Raw genomic sequence first — 20,562 nt, 5'->3', positions numbered from 1 at the left:
GGTCAGTCCCCGGCGCGGTGGATCCGCACCAGTTCCGCCGCGTCCCGCTCGGGCAGCCGAAGCCCGAACTCCCGGTCGAGCATGGCGAGCAGCTCGTCCGGGCCGACGAGCTCCCGCTCGGCCCGCCCGTCGGGATACAGACGGGTGAGTTCCCGCCCGATGAGCGCCCGGCGGACGGCATCGCCCGGGAGCTGGACGATGACCCTCCCGATGAAGGAGGAGCCGGGGTGGGTGGAGCTGTAGTGGTTGAGCAGGACGTAGTCGACGGGGTGGTAGCGCTGGGGGGGGAAGGCGTAGAGGTCCCGCCAGGTTCCTCCGCGCAGCAGGCACAGCACGAGGATGCCGTCCTCCTCCTCGCGGACGCGGTACGTCCATTCCCCCTGCTGCACCTCGGCACCGGGCCGCGCCAGCGGAACCGGCTCGCGAGGGCCCTGGTAGCCGAAACCGGCGTCGCACAGCCATGGTTCACCCTCGACGGTGACGACGAGGACGGCGTGCGTCACGGCCAGCAGGGAGTCCCCACGGGTGCGGTTGCGGGCACCGCGCCCGACGACCTCGAAGCCGATCCGCTCCAGGGCAGCGGCCAGCAGCGAGTTCTGCTCGTAGCAGTAGCCGCCTCGACGGCCGTGCACGAGCTTGTCCTCGATCGACTTGACGTCCAGCGCGACGGGGCGGCCGAGCAGGACATCCAGGCTCTCGAAGGTGATGGCGGCGGTATGGGCCCGGTGCACTGCGTACAACGTGGGGAGGTCGGGCCGGAGTTCCCCGGCCGGCCCCGAACCTCCCTCATACCCGATCCGCGTCAGATACGCGTCCAGGTCCAGCTCGCCACCGCTCCACATGGTCCCCATCTGACCCATCTCCCCCATCTCCCCCATCTCCCGGTTCCCCGTTTCCCCCGCGGCGCCTGCCGTCGCAGACCGTGATATTCGGGGGCACGGATTGGTCCACACCCGCACAATGATCGCCATGACGGCCCTGCACACCAACCCGCTCTTCGCCCGCCTCGCCGACGCCGAACGCATCCTGGTCGCCGGCGCGGGCGGCGGCTTCGACATCTACGCCGGCCTTCCCCTCGCCCTCTCCCTCCTGCACCAGGGCAAGGAGGTCCACCTGGCGAACCTCTCCTTCAGCCACCTCGCCGGACTGCCCGTCGAGGAGTGGGCGGCCCCCGACCTCGCCGCCGTCACCCCGCACTCGGCGCCCCATCAGACCTACTTTCCCGAGCGGACACTCGCCCGGTGGCTGGAGGCGCACGGCTACCCGGCCACCGTCTACGCCTTCCCCCAGATCGGGGTGCAGCCGCTGCGCGCGGCCTACCGCGCCCTGGTCGACCTCCACCGCATCGACGCGATCGTCCTGGTCGACGGCGGCACGGACATCCTGATGCGGGGTGACGAGGCGGGCCTCGGCACCCCCGAGGAGGATCTGACCAGCGTGGCGGCGCTGGCCGCGCTGGACGACGTGCCGCAGCGCCTCGTCGTGTCGGTAGGCTTCGGCGTGGACGCGTACCACGGGGTCAGCCACGCCCTGGTGCTGGAGAACATCGCGGCGCTGGAGCGCGAGGGGGCGTACCTCGGCGCGTTCTCCATACCGCGCGCCACCCGCGAGGGCGCGCTCTTCCTGGACGCGGTGGCGCACGCCCAGGAGCAGACCCCGGAGCGTCCCAGCATCGTGAACGGCTCGATCGCCGCGGCCGTCCGGGGCTCCTTCGGCGACGTCCAGTTCACCACCCGCACCCAGGGCAGCGAGCTCTTCGTGAACCCGCTGATGTCCCTGTGTTTCGCCTTCGACCTGCCGGGCCTGGCGGCGCGCTGCCTCTACCTGGACCGCATCGAGGACACCCACGTGATGCGCCAGGTCCATTCCCGGATCGCGGAATTCCGCGAGGATCTCGTCACCCGCCCGTCCCGCCGCATCCCCCACTGAGCCCGGCAGTCCAGACCCCTGTTGGGGCGGATTGCGCCCAGATCTTCGGCACAGGCACGACGAAGGGGACCGGCCTTCGGGCCGGTCCCCTTCGTGAGCTGCTGGTCAGCTACCCGTGCGGGCTACGTCGGATGGTGCGTCCCACGCGGCTGCGCCCGGTATCAGCTGCAGCCGCTGGTGGAGCCGCAGCCCTCGCAGATGTAGCAGGAGCCGGCGCGCTGCATCTTCGTACCGCAGGAGAAGCAGAGCGGGGCGTCGGCGGAGACGCCGAGCTGCATCTCGACCAGTTCGGCGTTGCTGTGGGCCGTCTTCGGAGCCGGGACCGGAGCGGCCGCGACCGGCTTCGGGGCCGCCGGCACGGCGGCCAGCGGGGCCGACTGCGCCAGGGACTCGGTGTCCAGCTCGTCCTCGAGGGGCTCGTAGGAGCCGGTCTCCAGGTGGCGCTGGCGCTCCTCGGCGGTGTGGATGCCGAGGGCCGAGCGGGTCTCGAAGGGCAGGAAGTCGAGCGCCAGGCGGCGGAAGATGTAGTCGACGATCGACTGCGCCATCCGCACGTCCGGGTCGTCCGTCATGCCGGCCGGCTCGAAGCGCATGTTGGTGAACTTCGAGACGTAGGTCTCCAGCGGCACGCCGTACTGCAGGCCGACCGAAACGGCGATCGAGAAGGCGTCCATCATGCCCGCGAGGGTCGAACCCTGCTTGGACATCTTCAGGAAGACCTCGCCCAGACCGTCGTCCGGGTAGGAGTTCGCGGTCATGTAGCCCTCGGCGCCACCGACCGTGAAGGAGGTGGTGATGCCCGGGCGGCCCTTGGGGAGGCGCTTGCGGACGGGGCGGTACTCGATGACCTTCTCGACGGCGGCGCGGATGGTCTCCTCCGTCTTGGCGGTGACCTCCTGCTTCTCCTCCTCCTTCTTCTTGGCGGAGAGGGGCTGGCCGACCTTGCAGTTGTCGCGGTAGATCGCGAGCGCCTTGACGCCCATCTTCCACGCCTCGAAGTAGATCTCCTCGATCTCCTCGACGGTCGCCGACTCCGGCATGTTGACCGTCTTCGAGATCGCGCCGGAGATCCAGGGCTGGATCGCGGCCATCATGCGGACGTGGCCCATCGGGGAGATGGCACGCTCGCCCATGGCGCAGTCGAAGATCGAGTAGTGCTCGGTCTTCAGGCCGGGGGCGTCGACGACCACACCGTGTTCGGCGATGTGGGCGACGATGGCCTCGATCTGCTCCTCCTGGTAACCCAGGCGGCGCAGGGCCTGCGGGACGGTGCCGTTGACGATCTGCATCGAGCCGCCGCCGACGAGCTTCTTGAACTTGACCAGGGCCAGGTCCGGCTCGACACCGGTGGTGTCACAGGACATCGCGAGACCGATGGTGCCGGTCGGCGCCAGGACGGAGGCCTGGGAGTTGCGGAAGCCGTTCTTCTCGCCGAGGCGCTGGACGTCCTGCCAGGCCTCGGTGGCCGCGGCCCAGATCGTGTTGTCCAGGTCGTCGGTGCGCGGCGCGACGGCGTTGGCGTCGGCGTGCTGCTTCATGACGCGCTTGTGCGCCTCGGCGTTGCGGGCGTAGCCGTCGTACGGGCCGACGATGGCGGCCAGCTCGGCGGAGCGCTTGTACGCCGTGCCGGTCATCAGCGAGGTGATCGACGCGGCGAGGGTGCGGCCGCCGTCCGAGTCGTACGCGTGGCCGGTGGCCATCAGCAGGGCGCCGAGGTTGGCGTAGCCGATGCCCAGCTGGCGGAAGGCGCGGGTGTTCTCGCCGATCTTCTGCGTGGGGAAGTCCGCGAAGCAGATGGAGATGTCCATCGCGGTGATGACGAGCTCGACGACCTTGGCGAAGCGCTCGGCGTCGAAGGACTGGTTGCCCTTGCCGTCGTCGTTGAGGAACTTCATCAGGTTGAGCGAGGCGAGGTTGCAGGACGTGTTGTCCAGGTGCATGTACTCGCTGCAGGGGTTGGACGCGGTGATGCGGCCGGACTCGGGGCAGGTGTGCCAGTTGTTGATCACACCGTCGTACTGGATGCCCGGGTCCGCGCAGGCCCACGCGGCCTCGGCGAGCTTGCGGAAGAGCGCCTTCGCGTCGACCTCCTCGATGACCTCGCCGGTCATGCGGGCACGCAGGCCGAACTTGGTGCCGTTCTCGACGGCCGTCATGAACTCGTCGTTCACGCGGACGGAGTTGTTGGCGTTCTGGTACTGGACGGACGTGATGTCGTCGCCGCCCAGGTCCATGTCGAAGCCCGCGTCGCGCAGGGCGCGGATCTTCTCCTCCTCCTTCACCTTGGTCTCGATGAAGGCCTCGACGTCCGGGTGGTCCACGTCCAGGACGACCATCTTGGCCGCGCGGCGGGTGGCGCCGCCCGACTTGATCGTTCCGGCGGACGCGTCGGCGCCGCGCATGAAGGAGACCGGGCCGGAAGCGTTGCCGCCGGAGGAGAGGAGCTCCTTGGAGGAGCGGATGCGGGAGAGGTTCAGGCCGGCGCCGGAGCCGCCCTTGAAGATCATGCCCTCTTCCTTGTACCAGTCGAGGATCGACTCCATGGAGTCGTCGACGGCCAGGATGAAGCAGGCGGAGACCTGCTGCGGCTGGGGCGTGCCGACGTTGAACCACACCGGCGAGTTGAAGCTGAAGATCTGGTGCAGGAGGGCGTACGTGAGCTCGTGCTCGAAGATCTCCGCGTCGGCGGGCGACGAGAAGTAGTCGAAGTCCTCGCCGGCCTTCGTGTACGTCTTCACGATCCGGTCGATCAGCTGCTTCAGACCGGTCTCGCGCTGCGCGGTGCCGACCGCGCCGCGGAAGTACTTGCTGGTGACGATGTTGACCGCGTTCACCGACCAGAAGTCGGGGAACTCGACGCCACGCTGCTCGAAATTGACCGAGCCGTCGCGCCAGTTGGTCATGACGACGTCACGGCGCTCCCAGCTCACCTCGTCGTAGGGGTGCACGCCGGGGGTCGTGTGGATGCGCTCGATACGCAGGCCGCCCTTGGCAGCCTTGGTCCCCTTGGCGCGGGAACCACGTGCCGAGCTGCTCGCCGTCTCTGTCATGCCGCCTCCCATATGCGGGCAAAAACGCCCTAATGTGCCAGCGATATTCCGCGGCACGGTGCTATGTCTCTGTTTCTACGTGTGTCTCCCCCGGCTACCGCCGGGAGGGGCCCCTGGGCTGACCGGCCGCGTCGCGCTGCTCGTGCTCGCGGCGCGGGCCGTTCCGGTCAGTCGGCGGCGCAGGCGGGCACGGGGACCGAACCGGTCCCGCCGGGCTCGCGCTCAGGGTGAGGCCGCTGCTCGCGCAGTTCCGCGATGGCGGTCTCGAAGTCTTCAAGGGTGTCGAACGCTTTGTAAACGGACGCGAAGCGCAGGTACGCGACCAGATCGAGCTCCTGCAACGGACCGAGTATGGCCAGACCCACGTCGTGGGTGGTCAGCTCGGCACTCCCGGTGGCGCGCACCGCCTCCTCGACCCGCTGGCCGAGCTTGGCGAGGGCGTCCTCGGTGACCGGCCGCCCCTGGCACGCCTTGCGCACGCCGGAGATGACCTTGGTACGACTGAAGGGTTCGGTCACCCCGCTGCGCTTGATCACCATCAGCGAGGCCGTCTCCACCGTCGTGAAGCGACGGGAGCAGTCGGGGCACTGACGGCGCCGGCGGATCGACGTGCCGTCGTCCGTGGTGCGGCTGTCGACGACGCGGCTGTCGGGGTGCCTGCAGAAGGGGCAGTGCATGGTTCCCTCACCCTCCCTCTTGGCACGACTGAATCACCCCACGGAGCCCCTGAACGGCAGAGACAGGCTCTACCGGGGGCTCTTGGAGCAGCCACCAGCATATGCGATGCCGGGACCCTCGACAGACCCGAGGACCACAACTTCTGGGCGGCCGCGCTCATCCAACCACTAGATCTTGGGTTGCGGTGGATTTAGACGGCTCTGCGTGTCGCGGCGTCCGATAGGCGGATACGAGGCCTCCCGGTGCCACACTGAGCACGGACCCGGACAGTGGCGACCCGACCGGGAAGGGTACCGTAAGCAGCGGATGCCGAGCCGAACCCGCGTTCGGCAAACCGATCGTCTATACACCCCTCGATATGCCCACGCGAGATGATCTGCGATTTTTCACTCGAACGTGTGTTTGGCGCAACCTTTCGAAAGCAACTACCGTTGTCCAGCTAGGGAGAACATTTCGAGAGGGGCCGACGTGACCACCACCGCAGACAGTGCCGCCATCACTGCCCAGAACCGCTCCCAGAGCCGACTCGAGCCGGTGCATGCCATGAACGACGCAAACCTGAACCCGGATGCGGAGCCCGTAGTACGCCCCGCACGCTCGCTGCCAGGTCGACCTCCAGGCATCCGCGCCGACAGCTCCGGGCTCACGGACCGGCAGCGGAGGGTCATCGAGGTCATTCGCGACTCCGTGCAGCGCCGGGGTTACCCGCCGTCGATGCGCGAGATCGGCCAGGCGGTCGGCCTGTCCAGCACGTCCTCGGTCGCGCACCAGCTGATGGCCCTGGAGAGGAAGGGCTTCCTGCGCCGTGACCCGCACCGGCCCCGGGCCTACGAGGTGCGTGGCTCCGACCAGCCGAGCTCGCAGCCCACGGACACCACCGGCAAGCCCGCCGCGTCCTACGTTCCCCTGGTCGGCCGGATCGCGGCCGGCGGCCCGATCCTCGCCGAGGAGTCGGTCGAGGACGTGTTCCCGCTCCCCCGCCAGCTCGTCGGCGACGGCGAGCTGTTCGTCCTCAAGGTCGTCGGCGACTCGATGATCGAGGCCGCCATCTGTGACGGCGACTGGGTCACGGTCCGTCGCCAGCCGGTGGCGGAGAACGGCGACATCGTCGCCGCGATGCTGGACGGCGAGGCCACCGTCAAGCGCTTCAAGCGCGAGGACGGCCATGTCTGGCTCCTCCCGCACAACTCCGCCTACCAGCCGATTCCCGGCGATGAGGCGACCATCCTCGGCAAGGTCGTCGCGGTACTGCGACGGGTCTGAGCCCGCCGCCGCCATCCAGCCCCCGGGACCCACTGCGCCGGTCCCGGGGGTTGTTCTGTGCCCGGACCGGCGGACCGGCCCGGGGGACCGGCGGACCGCTCGGCCCGGGGACCGGCGGACTACTTGCCGTCGGCCGTGGCCGTCGCGTCGATCGCGGCGAGGGAGCGGCGGACCTGGTTGCGGTCCGTGGTGTACCAGAAGTCCGGCAGCGTGGCCCGCAGGAAGCTCCCGTACCGGGCCGTGGCCAGCCGCGGGTCCAGGACCGCCACGACACCCCGGTCGCCCGTGGCCCGTACGAGGCGACCCGCGCCCTGGGCCATCAGCAGGGCGGCGTGCGTGGCCGCGACGGCCATGAAGCCGTTGCCGCCGTGCTCCTCCACCGACTTCTGGCGGGCGCTCATCAGCGGGTCGTCGGGGCGCGGGAAGGGGATCCGGTCCATGACCACGAGCTGACAGCTGGGCCCGGGCACGTCCACTCCCTGCCAGAGCGACAGCGTCCCGAACAGGCAGGTCTTCGGATCGGCGGCGAACGCCTTGATCAACTCGCCGAGCGTCTCCTCGCCCTGGAGCAGGATCGGGTTGTCGAGCCGGGCGCGCAGCTCCTCGGCGGCCGCCTTTGCGCCGCGCATGGAGGAGAAGAGTCCGAGGGTACGGCCGCCGGCCGCCTCGATCAGCTCGGCGAGCTCGTCCATCATGTCGCCGCGGGTCCCCTCGCGGCCCGGCGTGGCCAGGTGCTTGGCGACGTAGAGGATGCCCTGCTTCGGGTAGTCGAAGGGCGAGCCCACGTCGAGTCCCCGCCAGACGGGTACGTCGTCCCCCTCGACCCCCTCGGGGGACAGGCCCAAGGAGGCAGCGACCCCGTTGAAGTCGCCGCCCAGTTTGAGGGTGGCCGAGGTCAGGACCACGGAGCGGTCCTCGAACAGCTTCTCGCGCAGCAGGCCGGACACCGACAGCGGAGCGACCCGGAGGGTGGCGCCGAAGCGGTCGTGGCGCTCGTACCAGACGACGTCGTACTCGGAGCCGTTGGTGATCCGCTCCGCCACCCCGTGGACGCTTTCCACCGCGGCCAGGGCCTGCTTGCGTACCGCGTCCTCGTCGTGCACGGACTTGTCGCGGGTCGAACCGATCGCCGAGATCACATTGCGCGCGGCGTCACGCAGTGCCATCAGCGCGTAGCCGAGGTCTTCGGGGAGCTGCTCCAGGCGGCCCGGGAGCGCGAGCTCCATGACCCGCTCGAAGGACTCGGAGGCCGTCTGCAGGGCATCGGCCGTCTTTTCGTCGACCAGCTTGGCAGCACGCTTCACGGCCCGGTTGACCTGCCCGGGCGTGAGCTCGCCGGTGGCGACCCCGGTCACCCGGGAGACCAGCTCGTGGGCCTCGTCAACGATCAGCACCTCGTGCTGCGGAAGCACGGGGGCGCCCTCGATGGCGTCGATGGCGAGCAGCGCGTGGTTGGTGACGACCACGTCCGCCAGCTTGGCCCGCTCGCGTGCGGCTTCCGCGAAGCACTCGGCTCCGTACGCGCACTTCGTCGCGCCCAGGCACTCGCGGGAGGAGACGGAGATCTGCGACCAGGCCTTGTCCGATACGCCCGGTGTCAGGTCATCGCGGTCGCCGGTCTCCGTCTCGTCCGCCCAGTCGCGCAGGCGCAGGAGGTCCTTGCCGAGCTTGCTGGTGGGGGTGGCCGCTTCGAACTGGTCGAAGAGGCCCTCCTCCTCGTCCTGCGGAGCACCCTCGTGCAGCCGGTGCAGGCACAGATAGTTGGACCGGCCCTTGAGCATGGCGAACTGCGGGCGGCGGCGCAGCTGCGGATGCAGCGCCTCCACCGTCCGGGGCAGATCGCGCTCGACGAGCTGCCGCTGGAGGGCGAGGGTCGCGGTGGCCACGACCACGCGCTCGCCGTGGGCGAGGGCCGGCACCAGGTAGCCGAGGGACTTGCCGGTGCCGGTACCGGCCTGGATGAGCCGGTGGGAGTTGTCGTCGATCGCTTCGGCGACGGCTTCGGCCATGGCCACCTGGCCGGGGCGCTCCGTGCCGCCGACGGCGGAGACGGCGGCGTGCAGCAGGTCGGGGAGGGAGGGCTTCGTCATAGCACTGCCAACCCTACGGGGCCCCACCGACAGCGAGCGCACCGACGATGAATCATGGCCGGTACAAGGGGTTGAGTACGGTGCCGTGCCGCACGGCGTGCGGGCGGTCGGGGCGGTCGCGGTAGCCGTCTTCGTAGAGCCGGTTCCGGTTCAGGCAGAGCCGCTCGATGCGTTCGCCGAGCAGGTCGAAGAGCTCGTAGCGGTCCTTGAGCTCGGGGAAACGGGCCTGGTGGCGCAGGATCTCCGCCCGCACGAGGGACCAGAAATCACTCTCCGGGACGCCGAGGCGGTCCTCGCACAGGGCCGAGAGGTAGCGGAAGACGCCGACGAAGAGCCCGGAGTGGATGAACTGGGGCAGGAAGTCGGCGGGCTCGGTGAGCAGGGCCGCTCGGACCTCGTCGGGCAGGGAGTCCAGCTCGGGCAGCGGTTCGTCGCTGATGTTGATGTCGTCCACGAAGTCCTTGACCGCGAGCCGGACAGGTACGTCGTGTTCGTCGAAGATCACGATGGCGTTCTCGCCGTGCGGGGAGAAGACGGTGCCGTAGCGGTAGAGGAAGTGGAGCAGCGGGGGCAGGACGGCGGCGAAGAGGCGCTGCAACCAGGCGGTGGGGGTCAGACCGGACCGGGCGACGAGCTCGGCGGTGAAGGACCGGCCGCGCGGGTCGGTGTGGAGGAGGGAGGCGAGCGTACGGGCGCGCTCGCCAGGGGCGAGGAGGCCGGCGAGGGGCTCGCGCCAGATCGCGCCGAGGAGCTCCTTGTACTGGTACGGGACATCGGGGAGCTCGTCGTAGACCGGGTGGCGGACGGTGACGGAGGCGACCTCGCCGAGCAGGATGACCCGGCATTCCTCCCTGAGGAAGGGGTCGGCGTCGCGGAGGGAGTGGATCCAGGCGGTGACGGCGGGGGCGGCGAGGGCGAGGTCGGAGGGCAGGCCCCGCCAGACCATGGTGTTGAAGACGGAGAGCGGGAGTTTGACGCTGTGCCGGTCGGGGCGGCTGAGGTTGAGGAAGGTGCGGATCGACTGCTGGGGCAGGCGCACGTCGGGGTCGGCGGGGAGCGGCACGAGGGCGTCGGAGGCGAGGGCCGGGGCGAAGAGGGGCAGGACGACCTCGTCCCACTGCCAGGGGTGGACCGGGAGGTAGAGGTAGCGGACCGGGTCGAGACCGCGGTCGCGCAGGGTCTGGTCGAAGGCCGCGCGGGTGACGGGGTCGAGCTCGGCGGAGTAGAGGCGGGCGGGATCCTCCAGCCCGGCGGTGCCGCGGTAGGCGGCGAGCGAGGTGTGGGCGGCGAGCCAGGGCAGCCGCTGGCGGGTGCGTGCCTCGGGGGCCCAGGCCGCGGTGTCGGAGGCGGAGAGTCCGATGCGGCCCTTGTTGAGGACGAGCCAGGGGTGGCCGGTCTGGTGGCCTTCGAGGGCGGCGTAGTCGAGGTCCGCGAGGACGTCGGCGGTGAGGGCGGTGTGCTCGATCCGGGCGTCGGCCGCGAGGGTGGCGCTCAGCTCCCGGACGAGGTGGCCGAGCGTGGGTCCGTCGAGGCCGAGGAGGGTGCGGGCGCGGATGAGGAAGGCGTACGGGTCGCCGAAGGCCGTCGGGCTTCCCCATCCGGTCGGCAGGGCCGGGGAGGGGGGCGGGGGCGGCGGGGTGAGGGTGATGGTGTCCGGGCTGACGTGCCAGCTGCCGTACGAACGGCGGCGGGCGCGGAAGCCGAGGCTGCTGCCGTCGTCGAGGGTCAGGGTCCATGCGTCGCCGGCGGCGGCCGGGGTGGGAACGGGGTTGATGATCTCCTCGTAGGCGAACTCGGCGAGCATCTTGGCGAGCAGTCGGCGCGCGGCGAAGTCCCAGGTCGTACGGGTGAGTTCGGGTGGTGTGCAGGGGTGCTGGGGTGAGGGTGGCACGGCGGGTTCCGCCGTGTCGGGTGCGGCTGCGGGGAAGTTCGGCACGAGACTCCTCGAAGATCGGGAACTTTGCTGCGCGACGCAGAGTTTTCGAAGGGAGAGGTGCGAAGCGGCGACGACGGTCAGGGCTTGCGGGGCGGCACTCAGAGGAGATTGCGCAGCGCCCGCTCCCGGATCATCAGAGCGGCGCGCTTCTCGGGAAGGTCGATTTCCGCGTAACAGCGGAAACCAGAGTTCAGGAAGGCTGATACGGAGGGGGTGTTGCGGATGTCCGGTTCCGCGATGACGCGTGTGCAGCGGGGGCGGTTGCCGAGGACCAGGTCGGCGACGGCGCGCAGTAGGGTCGTGCCCAGACCGCGGCCGCGGTTCGTGCCGTCTCCGATGAGCAGGTGGATACCCGTGTCGTCGGGGCGCGCGGGGTAGTGCCGGGAGAGCGGGTCGAGGTCGGCCCGGTAGATCTCCCAGTAGCTCATCGGCGTGCCGTCGAGGAGGCCGAGGCAGGGGATGCTGCGGCCGTCGCCGTCGAGCTGGGCCCGTAGGTGGGCGGCGGTGACCGCGGCGGGGCCGGCGAGCTCCCAGTAGGCGGCCACGTCGGGGTCGTTCATCCAGCCGGTGAGGAGCTCCAGGTCGCGGTCCGGGCGTACGGGCTCGAGGCGGAAGGCTCCGGCGGGTGTGGTGGTGCTGCCCCAGGTGGCCGGGGAATCGAGCAGGTCGGCTTCGGCGAGCAGCGGCAACAGGTCGGCGTTGAGGCGTGCTTCGACGATGTCGTCCATGGCGTCGAGCGCGGGTCCGGCGGAAGGGGCAGGGGTGTCGGTGGAGCGCATCGGGGGCTCTTCTCCGCGTCGGCGCCGACGCGTCAATCGTGAAGGGGGTTGGTGATGGTGACGTAGACGGACTGGGTGTCGACGGGGCCGACCAGCTCGTCGAGACCGCCCAGGCGGGTGAGGAGGTTCGCCTTGCAGCGCAGGGTGGGCGAGTCGAGCAGCCGCGTGGGGAGCGGGCCGAGGTCCGCGGCCTTGGCGAGGAAGCGGCGGAAGGCGGCGAGGAGGACGCGTTCGTCGGCGAGCCGCTGGGATCCGAAGGCGCCGATGAGGCCGAGCACGTTGTTGATGCCGAGGTAGTAGGCGAAGCGTTCGTCGGTGACGGCGTCGGAGACGAAAGTGTCGCTGGCGCTGCCGATACTGGGGAGCCGGTGCTCCAGTTCCGCGCGGCGGGATTCGCGGAAGTAGTAGCCCTGGTTGTCGCGGTAGCGGCCGCCGATCGGCCAGCCGGCCGGGTCGAGGAGGACCAGGGTGTTCTGCTGGTGTGATTCGAGGGCGATGCCGGCGAGCGCGTCGAAGGCGAGGACCGGCAGGACCACGTGGTCGAGGTAGCGCAGGAACCACTCGGCGGCGACGGCGGAGGTGGTGTGTCCGGTGGCGGCGGCGAGGCCGGAGACGAGCTCGGCGAGGCGGGAGCTCATGGCGTTCCGGCCGGGCCATGGGCGGGGAGCGGTGAGCGCGGCGATGCAGACGGCGTCGTCGCCGGAGCGGAAGGGGTTGTGGCGCAGCAGGGCGTCGAGTCCGGGGACCGGGGTGCCGTCCGGGGCGTCCACGGCGACCCAGGCGGGGTCGCGGACGATGTCGAAGCCGGGGTGGGCCGCCTGCCACTGCTCGGCGAGGCCGGTGCGGAGCAGCCGGTGCACCTCGACACCTCGGTGGAGTTCCTTACGGAGGTTCTCGCGGCGGGAGTTGGTGATGCGCAGGCCCAGGGAGAGCTTGAGCATCGCCGGGGCGCCCGGGCGGTGGACGGTGCGGACGGAGGAGGTGGGGTACCAGGGCTCGCCGTACGGGCCCAGGTCGTGCAGGAGTCCTGCGTCGCGGAGGGCGGTGACGGCAGGGCGCTGGAGCAGGTCGCGGGCCTGCCAGGGGTGCAGGGGAAGGGGGGTGGCGCCGTCGGGCAGCGGGAGCCCGGGAGCGAGTCGGCCGAGGAGCTGCGGGGCGGAGACGGGGCGGCCGCTCTCGGTCCAGGCGGATTCGGTGGCGAGGGCGGCGGGTTCGACCGCGAACCAGTGCAGGGGGAAGCAGCCGTGCAGTTCGGGTGAGTAGCGGCGTACCTCGGCCTCGGAGAGTCCTTCGCGGCTCTTCGGGTCCGGTTGGAGGGGGTGACCGAGGAGGAGCGACTGTTCGGCTGTGAGGAAGCGGTCCCCACCTACGGGGGCCGGGGCGGTGGGGCGTTCTCGGCGGTCGGCGATGAACTCGGCGGTACGGCGGACCGAGTCGGCGACCCGGCCGACGAGGTCGGCGCTGCCGCGGCCACCGCTCGTGCCCTCTCGGGCGATGAGCGCGGCGAGGGTGACGGCGTCCAGGGAGGGCGCGGCGGCGGGTGCGCCTTCGAGCCGGGCGGGACCGAAGCGGTGCCAGCCGGCGTGGGACCAGTGGCGGACGAAGACGAGCAGGGCCGTGCCGGATGCGGGAAGGGGGATACGAAGAGGGGTCCCGGCGGGGCCGTCGGGGCGGCCGAGTCCGGCTTCGCGGACCCAGCACCGGAGCAGGTTCTCCACTGCCGCGGCTTCGGCGGCGACGGCCGGGTCGGGGTGGTCCAGGAGGTCGGGCAGCGCGGCCGGCTCCGGTCGGAGGGTGCCTGTCCAGCCGGAACGGGGTCTGGGCGTGCCGTCCTTCTGCCGCGGCACGGTGGCCGTCGGCGCCGTGCCCGCTGCGGGGAGCTGTGGGGGCGGCGCGGCCGGGGTGTCCGCCTGGCCCTGCGGCGGCTGCCCCTCCGGTGTGAGCTCGTCGGGGCAGGCGGGCGTACCGAAGCGGGGCCCGGCGGCCGGGTCGGCGGAGGCGGCGTGCGGTTCGGCGGCCGGGGAGGCGGAGGCGGCGTGCGGTTCGGCGGCTCCGGCTGCCGACGCGGGGGTCGGCCCGTGTTCGGCACCTGGGGCGGTGGTGGGGGGCGACGCCGTCGCGTCTGCTGCGGGAGCGGGCGGCGGCGCTGCGGGGCCGGCGGGCTTCCACGCGGGGGGAGCCGGGTGCAGGGGCCCGGGGGGAGCGGGGTCGGGAGACGTCGCTGACGCGGGCCACGGCTGGCGGCCCTCGGCGGGCGGAGCCGAAGGGCTCTCGGCGGGTCCGGAGGCCTGCGCTTCGGGCACGTTGAGCCGGGGCGCCGGGGACAACCGCGTCGCTGAGCCCGGCCGCGTCGGGGCAGGGGTCCCGGCGGAGTCGCGCGTCGCGGGGGCCGCCGGGGTCGCGGGCTCGATGTCCGGCGGCGATGACGGCTGCCCCGAGGTGACGCTCCCGGGGTCGGGGCGGGGGGTGGTGGCACGCGGGGGCGTCGGCTGCCCGGGGGCGAGGCCGGGGGCCGGGAGCGGCTGCGGGTGGGCCGGTGCCTGTGGTGTGGCGGGCCGGTCGGGTGCCGAGGCCGGTGGTGGCTGGTGGGCGACCGGGGGCTCCGGTAGTGGGTTCGGGTGGATTGGGGTGGTGGGGGTGACGGGAGTGATGGGCGTGGACGGGTGCGGGTCTGGCATCGCGGGTCCTCGGGGTGCGGGTCAGTGGGTCCGGCGGGCGGCGGCCGGGATGGCGTCGGCCAGGCGGTCGAGGACCGCCGCGGCCTGCTCGTCGGTCAGGGTCAGCGGGGGGAGCAGGCGGACTACGGCGCCGTGGCGGCCGCCTAGTTCGACGATCAGGCCGCGGTCCAGACACTCCTGGCGGACGGCCGCGGCGAGGGCCGGTGCGGGGGCCCCGGTGTCGGGATCGGCGAGTTCGACGCCGATCATCAGGCCCCGGCCCCGGACGTCCCCGATACAGGGATGGTCGGAGGCCAGGCCGCGCAGGGCCGTCAGCATCCGCTCGCCCAGCACGGCGGCGCGCTCGGCGAGCCGGTTCTCGCGTACGAAGGCGAGCGTGGCGGTACCGGCGGCCATGGCCAGCTGGTTGCCGCGGAAGGTGCCGGCATGTGCCCCGGGGGCCCAGACGTCCAGGCCCGCCCGGTACACGATCACCGCGAGCGGCAGACTGCCGCCGATTGCCTTGGACAGGACCATCACGTCGGGCACCACCCCGGCGTGGTCGACACCCCAGAAGGCGCCGGTCCGGCCGACGCCCGTCTGCACCTCGTCCGCGATGAGCGGGATCCCCCGGGCCGCGGTGATCTCCCGCATCCGGCGCAGCCAGGCGTCCGGGGCGGGGATGACCCCGCCCTCTCCCTGCACGGGTTCGACGATCATGCCGGCGGGGGCGGCCACCCCGCCCTTGGGGTCGTCGAGCAGGTTCTCCGTCCAGCGCGCGCCGAGTTCGGCGCCCTCGGGGCCGCCGACGCCGAACGGGCAGCGGAAGTCCTGCGGGTACGGCAGCCGGGTCACCCGTACGTCCCGGGCGCCGCCGGAGGCGTCCAGGGCTCCGGCGGTCATGCCGTGGTAGGCCCCCGTGAAGGCGAGCATCCCGGAGCGTCCGGTCGCGGTACGGACCAGTTTGAGGGCGGCCTCCACGGCGTCCGTACCGGCCGGCCCGCAGAACTGGATGCGCGCGTCGGCGGCCAGCGCCGGCGGCAGGTGGGTGAACAGCTCGGTGGTGAAGGCGTCCTTGACCGGGGTCGCGAGGTCCAGGACGTGCAGCGGGGCCCCCGAGTCGAGGACGCCCCGGATCGCTTCGAGCACCACCGGGTGGTTGTGCCCGAGGGCGAGGGTGCCCGCACCGGACAGGCAGTCGAGGTAACGCCGCCCGTCGGCGCCCTCGATGGTCAGCCCACGCGCGCGTACCGGGACGATGGGCAGGGAGCGCGCGTACGTCCGGGCGGCGGACTCCCGCTGCGCCTGCCTGCGCAGGATGCCGTCGGGGGTGACGGAACCGGCAGCTCCGCCCGGTCCACCGAAGCCGCCGGGGAGGCCGCCGGAGCCTGGTACCCGGCTCCCCTGCGGCGGCACTTGAGGGGGGATCTCTGTCGCGGCCGCCTCGGCGGCCGGCTCGGTGAAAGCCACGAGTGTCGGTCCTCCCGCACTGATTGCTCTTCCGGATCGCGCCTCGAACATGAGCGCTGCTCCCCCATCCCCCGTACGTACCAACGACGGTGACGGCAACGGATCACGGGTGTGCCCAAGATCCTTGTCCCACAAGGGGCGAGCATGAGGAACCGCCGCCCCGGGCTGTGTCGTCCTGGGCGGCAGCGGCATAGTGGGGGCTGCACTCCACGCCTCGAAATCACCAGGGGGACGAACGACATGCGACCGAACCGACCGGTCACCGCGATCCTGTGCGCGGCCGCGCTCGCGCTGACCGCGGCTGCCTGCGGCCCCGGCGACGGGGAGGCCGGCGGCGACGCCAAGCCGACCGTGGCGGCGAGCCTGCCGGGCACGGACGGGATCAAGATCCCGGACCAGCTCAAGGACAAGCTCAAGGAACGCGGTATCGACCTGGAGAAGTGGAGGGGGGGTGAGTGGAAGAACTGGAAGAAGGAGGACTGGCTCCGTGAGGCGGGCGACTACATCAACCCGATCATCGAGGGCCTGTGGGACCCGGACCGCATGCGTGACGCGGAGCAGCCGCAGCGTCCGGTCGTCGACCCGGACACGGGCAAGGACCAGGGCGTCACCGACCCGGCCCCGGCGGCGGTGACGGCCAAGCAGGCGAAGCCGCCCTACCACCAGAGCGTTCCCGAGTCCGGCAAGGTCTTCTTCGACGGGCCCGAGGGCTCGATGGTCTGCTCGGCGACCGTGGTCAAGGACCCGGCTCATCCCGGCAAGTCGAACATGGTCTGGACGGCGGGCCACTGCGTGCACGCGGGCAAGTCCGGCGGCTGGTATCGCAACATCGCCTTCGTGCCCTCCTACAACAACGCGGGCAAGCCGGCGGCGCAGCTCAAGGGCACGCCCCGCGAGCAGGTGGCCCCGTACGGCGTCTGGTGGAGTGACTGGGCGCAGACCTCCGACCAGTGGATCGCGACGGGCGGTCCGACCGGCGGCGCGGGTGCCCCGTACGACTTCGCGGTGCTGCACGTGACGCCGGAGAAGGGCAGCGGCAAGTCGCTGGAGGAGACGGTCGGTTCCGCGCTCCCGGTGGAGTTCGCCGCTCCGGCCGTGCAGAAGGTCGCGAGCATCACGGCGACGGGCTACCCGGCGGCGGCTCCGTTCGACGGCCAGCGGGCCTTCCAGTGCACGGACAAGCCGGGCCGGCTGTCCTTGAACGCGAACGACCCGGTGATGTACCGCATCGGCTGCACCATGACCGGTGGTTCCTCCGGTGGTGGCTGGGTCGCGGCGGGCGCCGACGGCAAGCCGGCCCTGGTCTCGAACACCTCGATCGGCCCGGCCAAGGCTGGCTGGCTGGCCGGACCGCGGCTCGGTCCTGAGGCGAAGGGCATCTTCGACGCCGTCAGCGGCAAGTTCAAGTAGCCCCGGAGCGAGAGTGAATGAGTGAATGAATGACTGAGGGCCCCCCGCATCGCAGGGGGCCCTCAGTCATTCAGCCGTCAAGCCGTCAAGCCGTCGAGCCCTCGAGCCGTCGAGCCGTCGAGCCGTCGAGCCGTCAAAGCGACTTACCGCTTCGCGAGCGCGTACGGCGCCAGGTCCGCCGCCAGTTCCTGGTGGACCCGCGCCCTGAGCAGGGTGCCCTCCGGGGTGTGCTCCTCGGAGATCACCTCGCCCTCGGCATGCGCCTTGGCGACCAGCGAGCCGCGCGTGTACGGCACCATGGCCTCCACCTCGACCTCGGGCCGGGGCAGTTCGGAATCGATGAGCGTGAGGAGTTCCTCGATGCCCATGCCCGTCCGGGCCGAGACGGCGATGGAGTGCCGCTCGATCCGCAGCAACCGCTGCAGTACGAGCGGATCCGAGGCGTCCGCCTTGTTGATCACGACGATCTCGGGCACGTTCACCGCGCCGACCTCGCGGATCACCTCGCGCACCGCCGCCAGCTGCTCCTCCGGCGCCGGGTGTGAACCGTCCACGATGTGCAGGATCAGGTCGGAGTCCCCGACCTCCTCCATCGTGGAGCGGAACGCCTCGACGAGGTGGTGCGGCAGGTGCCGGACGAAGCCGACCGTGTCGGCCAGGGTGTAGATGCGGCCGCTCGGCGTCTCGGCCCGGCGCACGGTCGGGTCGAGGGTGGCGAACAGTGCGTTCTCCACCAGCACGCCCGCGCCCGTGAGGCGGTTGAGCAGCGAGGACTTGCCCGCGTTGGTGTAGCCGGCGATGGCGACCGAGGGCACCTTGTTGCGGCGCCGTTCCTGCCGCTTGATGTCGCGGCCGGTCTTCATCTCCGCGATCTCCCGGCGCATCTTCGCCATCTTCTCGCGGATCCGGCGCCGGTCGGTCTCGATCTTGGTCTCACCGGGGCCTCGGGTGGCCATGCCGCCACCACCGCCGCCGCCCATCTGCCGGGACAGCGAGGCACCCCAGCCACGCAGTCTCGGCAGCATGTACTGCATCTGCGCGAGCGCGACCTGTGCCTTGCCCTCTCGGGACTTGGCGTGCTGGGCGAAGATGTCGAGGATGAGGGCGGTCCGGTCGACCACCTTCACCTTGACGACGTCCTCGAGGGCGATGAGCTGGCCGGGGCTGAGTTCGCCGTCGCAGACGACGGTGTCGGCGCCGCTCTCCATGACGATGTCACGCAGCTCGCGCGCCTTGCCCGAGCCGATGAAGGTGGCCGGGTCCGGCTTGTCGCGGCGCTGGATCACACCGTCGAGTACGAGGGCACCCGCCGTCTCGGCGAGGGCGGCGAGCTCCGCGAGGGAGTTCTCCGCGTCGATCACCGTGCCGGAGGTCCAGACACCGACGAGCACGACGCGCTCCAGGCGCAGCTGCCGGTACTCGACCTCGGTGACGTCTTCGAGCTCGGTGGAGAGGCCGGCCACGCGGCGCAGGGCCGCGCGCTCCGAGCGTTCGAACTGCTCGCCGTCCCGGTCTCCGTCGATCTCGTGGCTCCAGGCGACGTCCTCTTCCATCAGGGCATCGGCCCGAAGGCTCTCGGTGAAGCTCTGCGTGTCCCGCACGTCCTGTGCGTCCCGCGCGTCCTGGGAAGGGGAAGAAGAGGAGGTCATTGGATCCTTACGTCGTTTCGAATAGCACTGTCACGTTGACTGTCATGTCCAACGTGTCACACCGTCCGGGGATTCCCCGAACGGCCCCGTCGATGGTGACATGCCCGTTCCCCGCGGGTCACACGCTTTATTCGACGGGTGCGGCCGGGCCGCTCCACTCCGGGTGCCCGGGCATCGCCGGGGTCGTCTTCCCGTACAGCCACGGCTCCAGGAAGGCTCCGAGGTCCCGGCCCGCCTCCTGTGAGGCCAGGCGTACGAAGTCCGCCGTGCCCGCGACCCCGTCCCGGTACTCCGAGACCCAGCGCCGCTCGACCCGGTCGAAGGCCTCGGTGCCGATCTCCTGCCGCAGCGCGTAGAGGATCAGTGCGGCCCCGTCGTAGACCACCGGCCGGAACAGCCCGATCTTCTCGCCGGGCGCCGGGGCCTTCGGGGCGGCCGGCGGGCCGCCCGCCGCCCGCCACTGGTCGGAGCGCTGGTACGCCTCGCGCATGCGCCGCTCCAGGGAGTACTTGCCGAGCCCGTCCGCGTACAGGGCCTCGTACCAGGTGGCGTGTCCCTCGTTGAGCCACAGGTCCGACCAGGTCCGCGGGGTGACGCTGTCGCCGAACCACTGGTGGGCCAGCTCGTGGACCATGACGGCTTCGACGTACCACTCGGGGTAGCCCTCGCCCGAGAACAGGCCGTTCTCGAAGAGGGAGAGGGTCTGCGTCTCCAGCTCGAAGCCGGTCGTGGCCCGCGCGATCAGCACCCCGTAGTTCTCGAAGGGGTAGCGGCCGACCCGCTCCTCCATCCACGCGATGTGGCCGGCGGTCTTCTTCAGCCACGGGGCCAGGCGCCCCCGGTCCTCCGCGGGCACCACGTCGCGCAGCGGCAGCCCGTGCGGTCCGGTGCCGTGCACGACGGCGGACCGGCCCACCGAGACCTGGGCCAGCTCGGTGGCCATCGGGTGCAGGGTCTTGTACGTCCAGGTCGCCGCCGGGCCGATGCGCACGGCGGGGGCCGTCGCCACCCCGTTGGCGACGGCCGTGAGCGCGGCCGGGGCGGTGATCCGGAAGGTGAAGTACGCCTTGTCGGCGGGGTGGTCGTTGCAGGGGAACACGCGGTGGGCGGCGTCCGCCTGGTTGGCCATGGCCAGGCCGTCCTCGGTGGGCACCCAGCCGCCGTCGCCGCGTCCGCGCGGGTCGCTGGTGTGCCGGACCTCGATGTGCAGCGGCGTGTTGTCCGCCACCGGGTGCGCGGGGGTCAGTACGAGGTCCTCGCCCACGCTCTCGAAGCGCGCCGGCTGCCCGTTGACCCGGGCGGACGCCACCTTGCCGTGGGTGAAGTCAAGGTTGATCCGCTCCATCGGCTCCAGGGCACGGGCGCCGATGACCGTGACGGCGTCGAGCGGGCTCCGGTTGTCCTTGTAGGTGAAGGACAGGTCGTACGAGAGCACGTCGTACCCGGGGTTCCCGAGCTCCGGGAAGAGCCGGTCGCCGATGCCCAGCGGCTTCGGCGGGGGCAGGACGGCGGCGACGAGGGTGAGGGAGGCCGCGGCGAGCAGGGCGGCGCGCAGGCGCGGGGAGGAGAGCTGCATCCACCACCGCTTACCAGCGCCCACCGCACGGCCGTGCACGGCGCGCGACGGGTCCACTCGAACGGGACCTTCCGG

At 71.4% G+C, this 20,562-nt stretch carries 13 protein-coding genes; 3 read left to right on the top strand and 10 right to left on the bottom strand.

What is annotated here, in order from left to right:
- Window positions 1–2: 2 nt before the first annotated feature.
- Window positions 3–860 (bottom strand): arylamine N-acetyltransferase family protein, encoded by an 858-nt coding sequence (locus ACZ4TV_RS17035; protein ID WP_468135338.1) that lies wholly within the window; start codon window positions 858–860, stop codon window positions 3–5.
- A 109-nt stretch (window positions 861–969) separates the two neighbouring features.
- Between ACZ4TV_RS17035 and ACZ4TV_RS17030 the strand changes: the two genes are divergently transcribed.
- Window positions 970–1,929 carry a DUF1152 domain-containing protein gene (locus ACZ4TV_RS17030; RefSeq protein WP_468135336.1) on the top strand — a complete coding sequence of 320 codons (960 nt, stop codon included), beginning with the start codon at window positions 970–972 and terminating at the stop codon, window positions 1,927–1,929.
- Window positions 1,930–2,090: 161 nt separating this feature from the next.
- Here the strand turns inward: ACZ4TV_RS17030 and ACZ4TV_RS17025 are convergent, their stop codons facing one another.
- Window positions 2,091–4,979: a vitamin B12-dependent ribonucleotide reductase gene (locus ACZ4TV_RS17025; RefSeq protein WP_468135334.1), complete on the bottom strand. Its 2,889-nt coding sequence runs from the start codon at window positions 4,977–4,979 to the stop codon at window positions 2,091–2,093.
- A gap of 167 nt (window positions 4,980–5,146) precedes the next feature.
- Entirely contained in the window at window positions 5,147–5,656 is a 510-nt protein-coding gene (gene nrdR / locus ACZ4TV_RS17020) for a transcriptional regulator NrdR (protein ID WP_468135332.1), read from the bottom strand.
- A 469-nt stretch (window positions 5,657–6,125) separates the two neighbouring features.
- Between nrdR and lexA the strand changes: the two genes are divergently transcribed.
- Window positions 6,126–6,920 carry a transcriptional repressor LexA gene (gene lexA, locus ACZ4TV_RS17015; protein WP_468135330.1) on the top strand — a complete coding sequence of 265 codons (795 nt, stop codon included), beginning with the start codon at window positions 6,126–6,128 and terminating at the stop codon, window positions 6,918–6,920.
- A gap of 119 nt (window positions 6,921–7,039) precedes the next feature.
- On the opposite strand, the gene ACZ4TV_RS17010 is transcribed toward lexA, so the two are convergent.
- The 5 genes from ACZ4TV_RS17010 to ACZ4TV_RS16990 all read right to left on the bottom strand — a co-directional run bounded on the left by ACZ4TV_RS17010 (window position 7,040) and on the right by ACZ4TV_RS16990 (window position 15,903).
- A complete protein-coding gene (locus ACZ4TV_RS17010) occupies window positions 7,040–9,010 on the bottom strand; it encodes an ATP-dependent DNA helicase (RefSeq protein WP_468135328.1) in 1,971 nt (656 codons plus the stop codon).
- Window positions 9,011–9,062: 52 nt separating this feature from the next.
- A complete protein-coding gene (locus ACZ4TV_RS17005) occupies window positions 9,063–10,946 on the bottom strand; it encodes an IucA/IucC family protein (RefSeq protein WP_468135326.1) in 1,884 nt (627 codons plus the stop codon).
- 98 nt (window positions 10,947–11,044) lie between these two features.
- The gene (locus ACZ4TV_RS17000) at window positions 11,045–11,725 is read right to left on the bottom strand and encodes a GNAT family N-acetyltransferase (RefSeq protein ID WP_468135324.1); all 681 of its coding nucleotides are present in this window, start codon (window positions 11,723–11,725) and stop codon (window positions 11,045–11,047) included.
- 32 nt (window positions 11,726–11,757) lie between these two features.
- Window positions 11,758–14,028, bottom strand: a complete 2,271-nt coding sequence (locus ACZ4TV_RS16995; RefSeq protein ID WP_468135322.1) for an IucA/IucC family protein — start codon at window positions 14,026–14,028, stop codon at window positions 11,758–11,760.
- 396 nt (window positions 14,029–14,424) lie between these two features.
- A complete protein-coding gene (locus ACZ4TV_RS16990) occupies window positions 14,425–15,903 on the bottom strand; it encodes a diaminobutyrate--2-oxoglutarate transaminase family protein (protein ID WP_468135320.1) in 1,479 nt (492 codons plus the stop codon).
- Between the two features lie 189 nt (window positions 15,904–16,092).
- Here ACZ4TV_RS16990 and ACZ4TV_RS16985 point away from each other — a divergent pair, with 189 nt between their 5' ends.
- Window positions 16,093–17,262 carry a trypsin-like serine peptidase gene (locus ACZ4TV_RS16985; RefSeq protein ID WP_468135318.1) on the top strand — a complete coding sequence of 390 codons (1,170 nt, stop codon included), beginning with the start codon at window positions 16,093–16,095 and terminating at the stop codon, window positions 17,260–17,262.
- A gap of 143 nt (window positions 17,263–17,405) precedes the next feature.
- Here ACZ4TV_RS16985 and hflX read toward each other — a convergent pair whose 3' ends face one another.
- Both hflX and ACZ4TV_RS16975 read right to left on the bottom strand, forming a co-directional pair.
- Entirely contained in the window at window positions 17,406–18,911 is a 1,506-nt protein-coding gene (hflX, locus tag ACZ4TV_RS16980) for a GTPase HflX (RefSeq protein ID WP_468135316.1), read from the bottom strand.
- Between the two features lie 127 nt (window positions 18,912–19,038).
- Window positions 19,039–20,487: a M1 family metallopeptidase gene (locus tag ACZ4TV_RS16975; protein ID WP_468135314.1), complete on the bottom strand. Its 1,449-nt coding sequence runs from the start codon at window positions 20,485–20,487 to the stop codon at window positions 19,039–19,041.
- Between the last annotated feature and the right edge of the window lie 75 nt (window positions 20,488–20,562).

The sequence above is a fragment of the Streptomyces sp. NPDC028910 genome, from assembly GCF_055564955.1.
The sequence above is the reverse complement of the archived record's forward strand: the minus strand, read 5'-3'. Positions and strand labels throughout refer to the sequence as shown.

What these genes read in the sequence shown, in the direction of transcription:
- ACZ4TV_RS17035 (WP_468135338.1), bottom strand. Translation starts at nt 860, where the DNA reads ATGGGTCAGATGGGGACCATGTGGAGCGGTGGCGAGCTGGACCTGGAC.
- ACZ4TV_RS17000 (WP_468135324.1), bottom strand. Translation starts at nt 11,725, where the DNA reads ATGCGCTCCACCGACACCCCTGCCCCTTCCGCCGGACCCGCGCTCGAC.
- ACZ4TV_RS16990 (WP_468135320.1), bottom strand. Translation starts at nt 15,903, where the DNA reads ATGTTCGAGGCGCGATCCGGAAGAGCAATCAGTGCGGGAGGACCGACA.
- ACZ4TV_RS16985 (WP_468135318.1), top strand. Translation starts at nt 16,093, where the DNA reads ATGCGACCGAACCGACCGGTCACCGCGATCCTGTGCGCGGCCGCGCTC.
- ACZ4TV_RS17010 (WP_468135328.1), bottom strand. Translation starts at nt 9,010, where the DNA reads ATGACGAAGCCCTCCCTCCCCGACCTGCTGCACGCCGCCGTCTCCGCC.
- ACZ4TV_RS17030 (WP_468135336.1), top strand. Translation starts at nt 970, where the DNA reads ATGACGGCCCTGCACACCAACCCGCTCTTCGCCCGCCTCGCCGACGCC.
- ACZ4TV_RS17025 (WP_468135334.1), bottom strand. Translation starts at nt 4,979, where the DNA reads ATGACAGAGACGGCGAGCAGCTCGGCACGTGGTTCCCGCGCCAAGGGG.
- ACZ4TV_RS16975 (WP_468135314.1), bottom strand. Translation starts at nt 20,487, where the DNA reads ATGCAGCTCTCCTCCCCGCGCCTGCGCGCCGCCCTGCTCGCCGCGGCC.
- nrdR (WP_468135332.1), bottom strand. Translation starts at nt 5,656, where the DNA reads ATGCACTGCCCCTTCTGCAGGCACCCCGACAGCCGCGTCGTCGACAGC.
- hflX (WP_468135316.1), bottom strand. Translation starts at nt 18,911, where the DNA reads ATGACCTCCTCTTCTTCCCCTTCCCAGGACGCGCGGGACGCACAGGAC.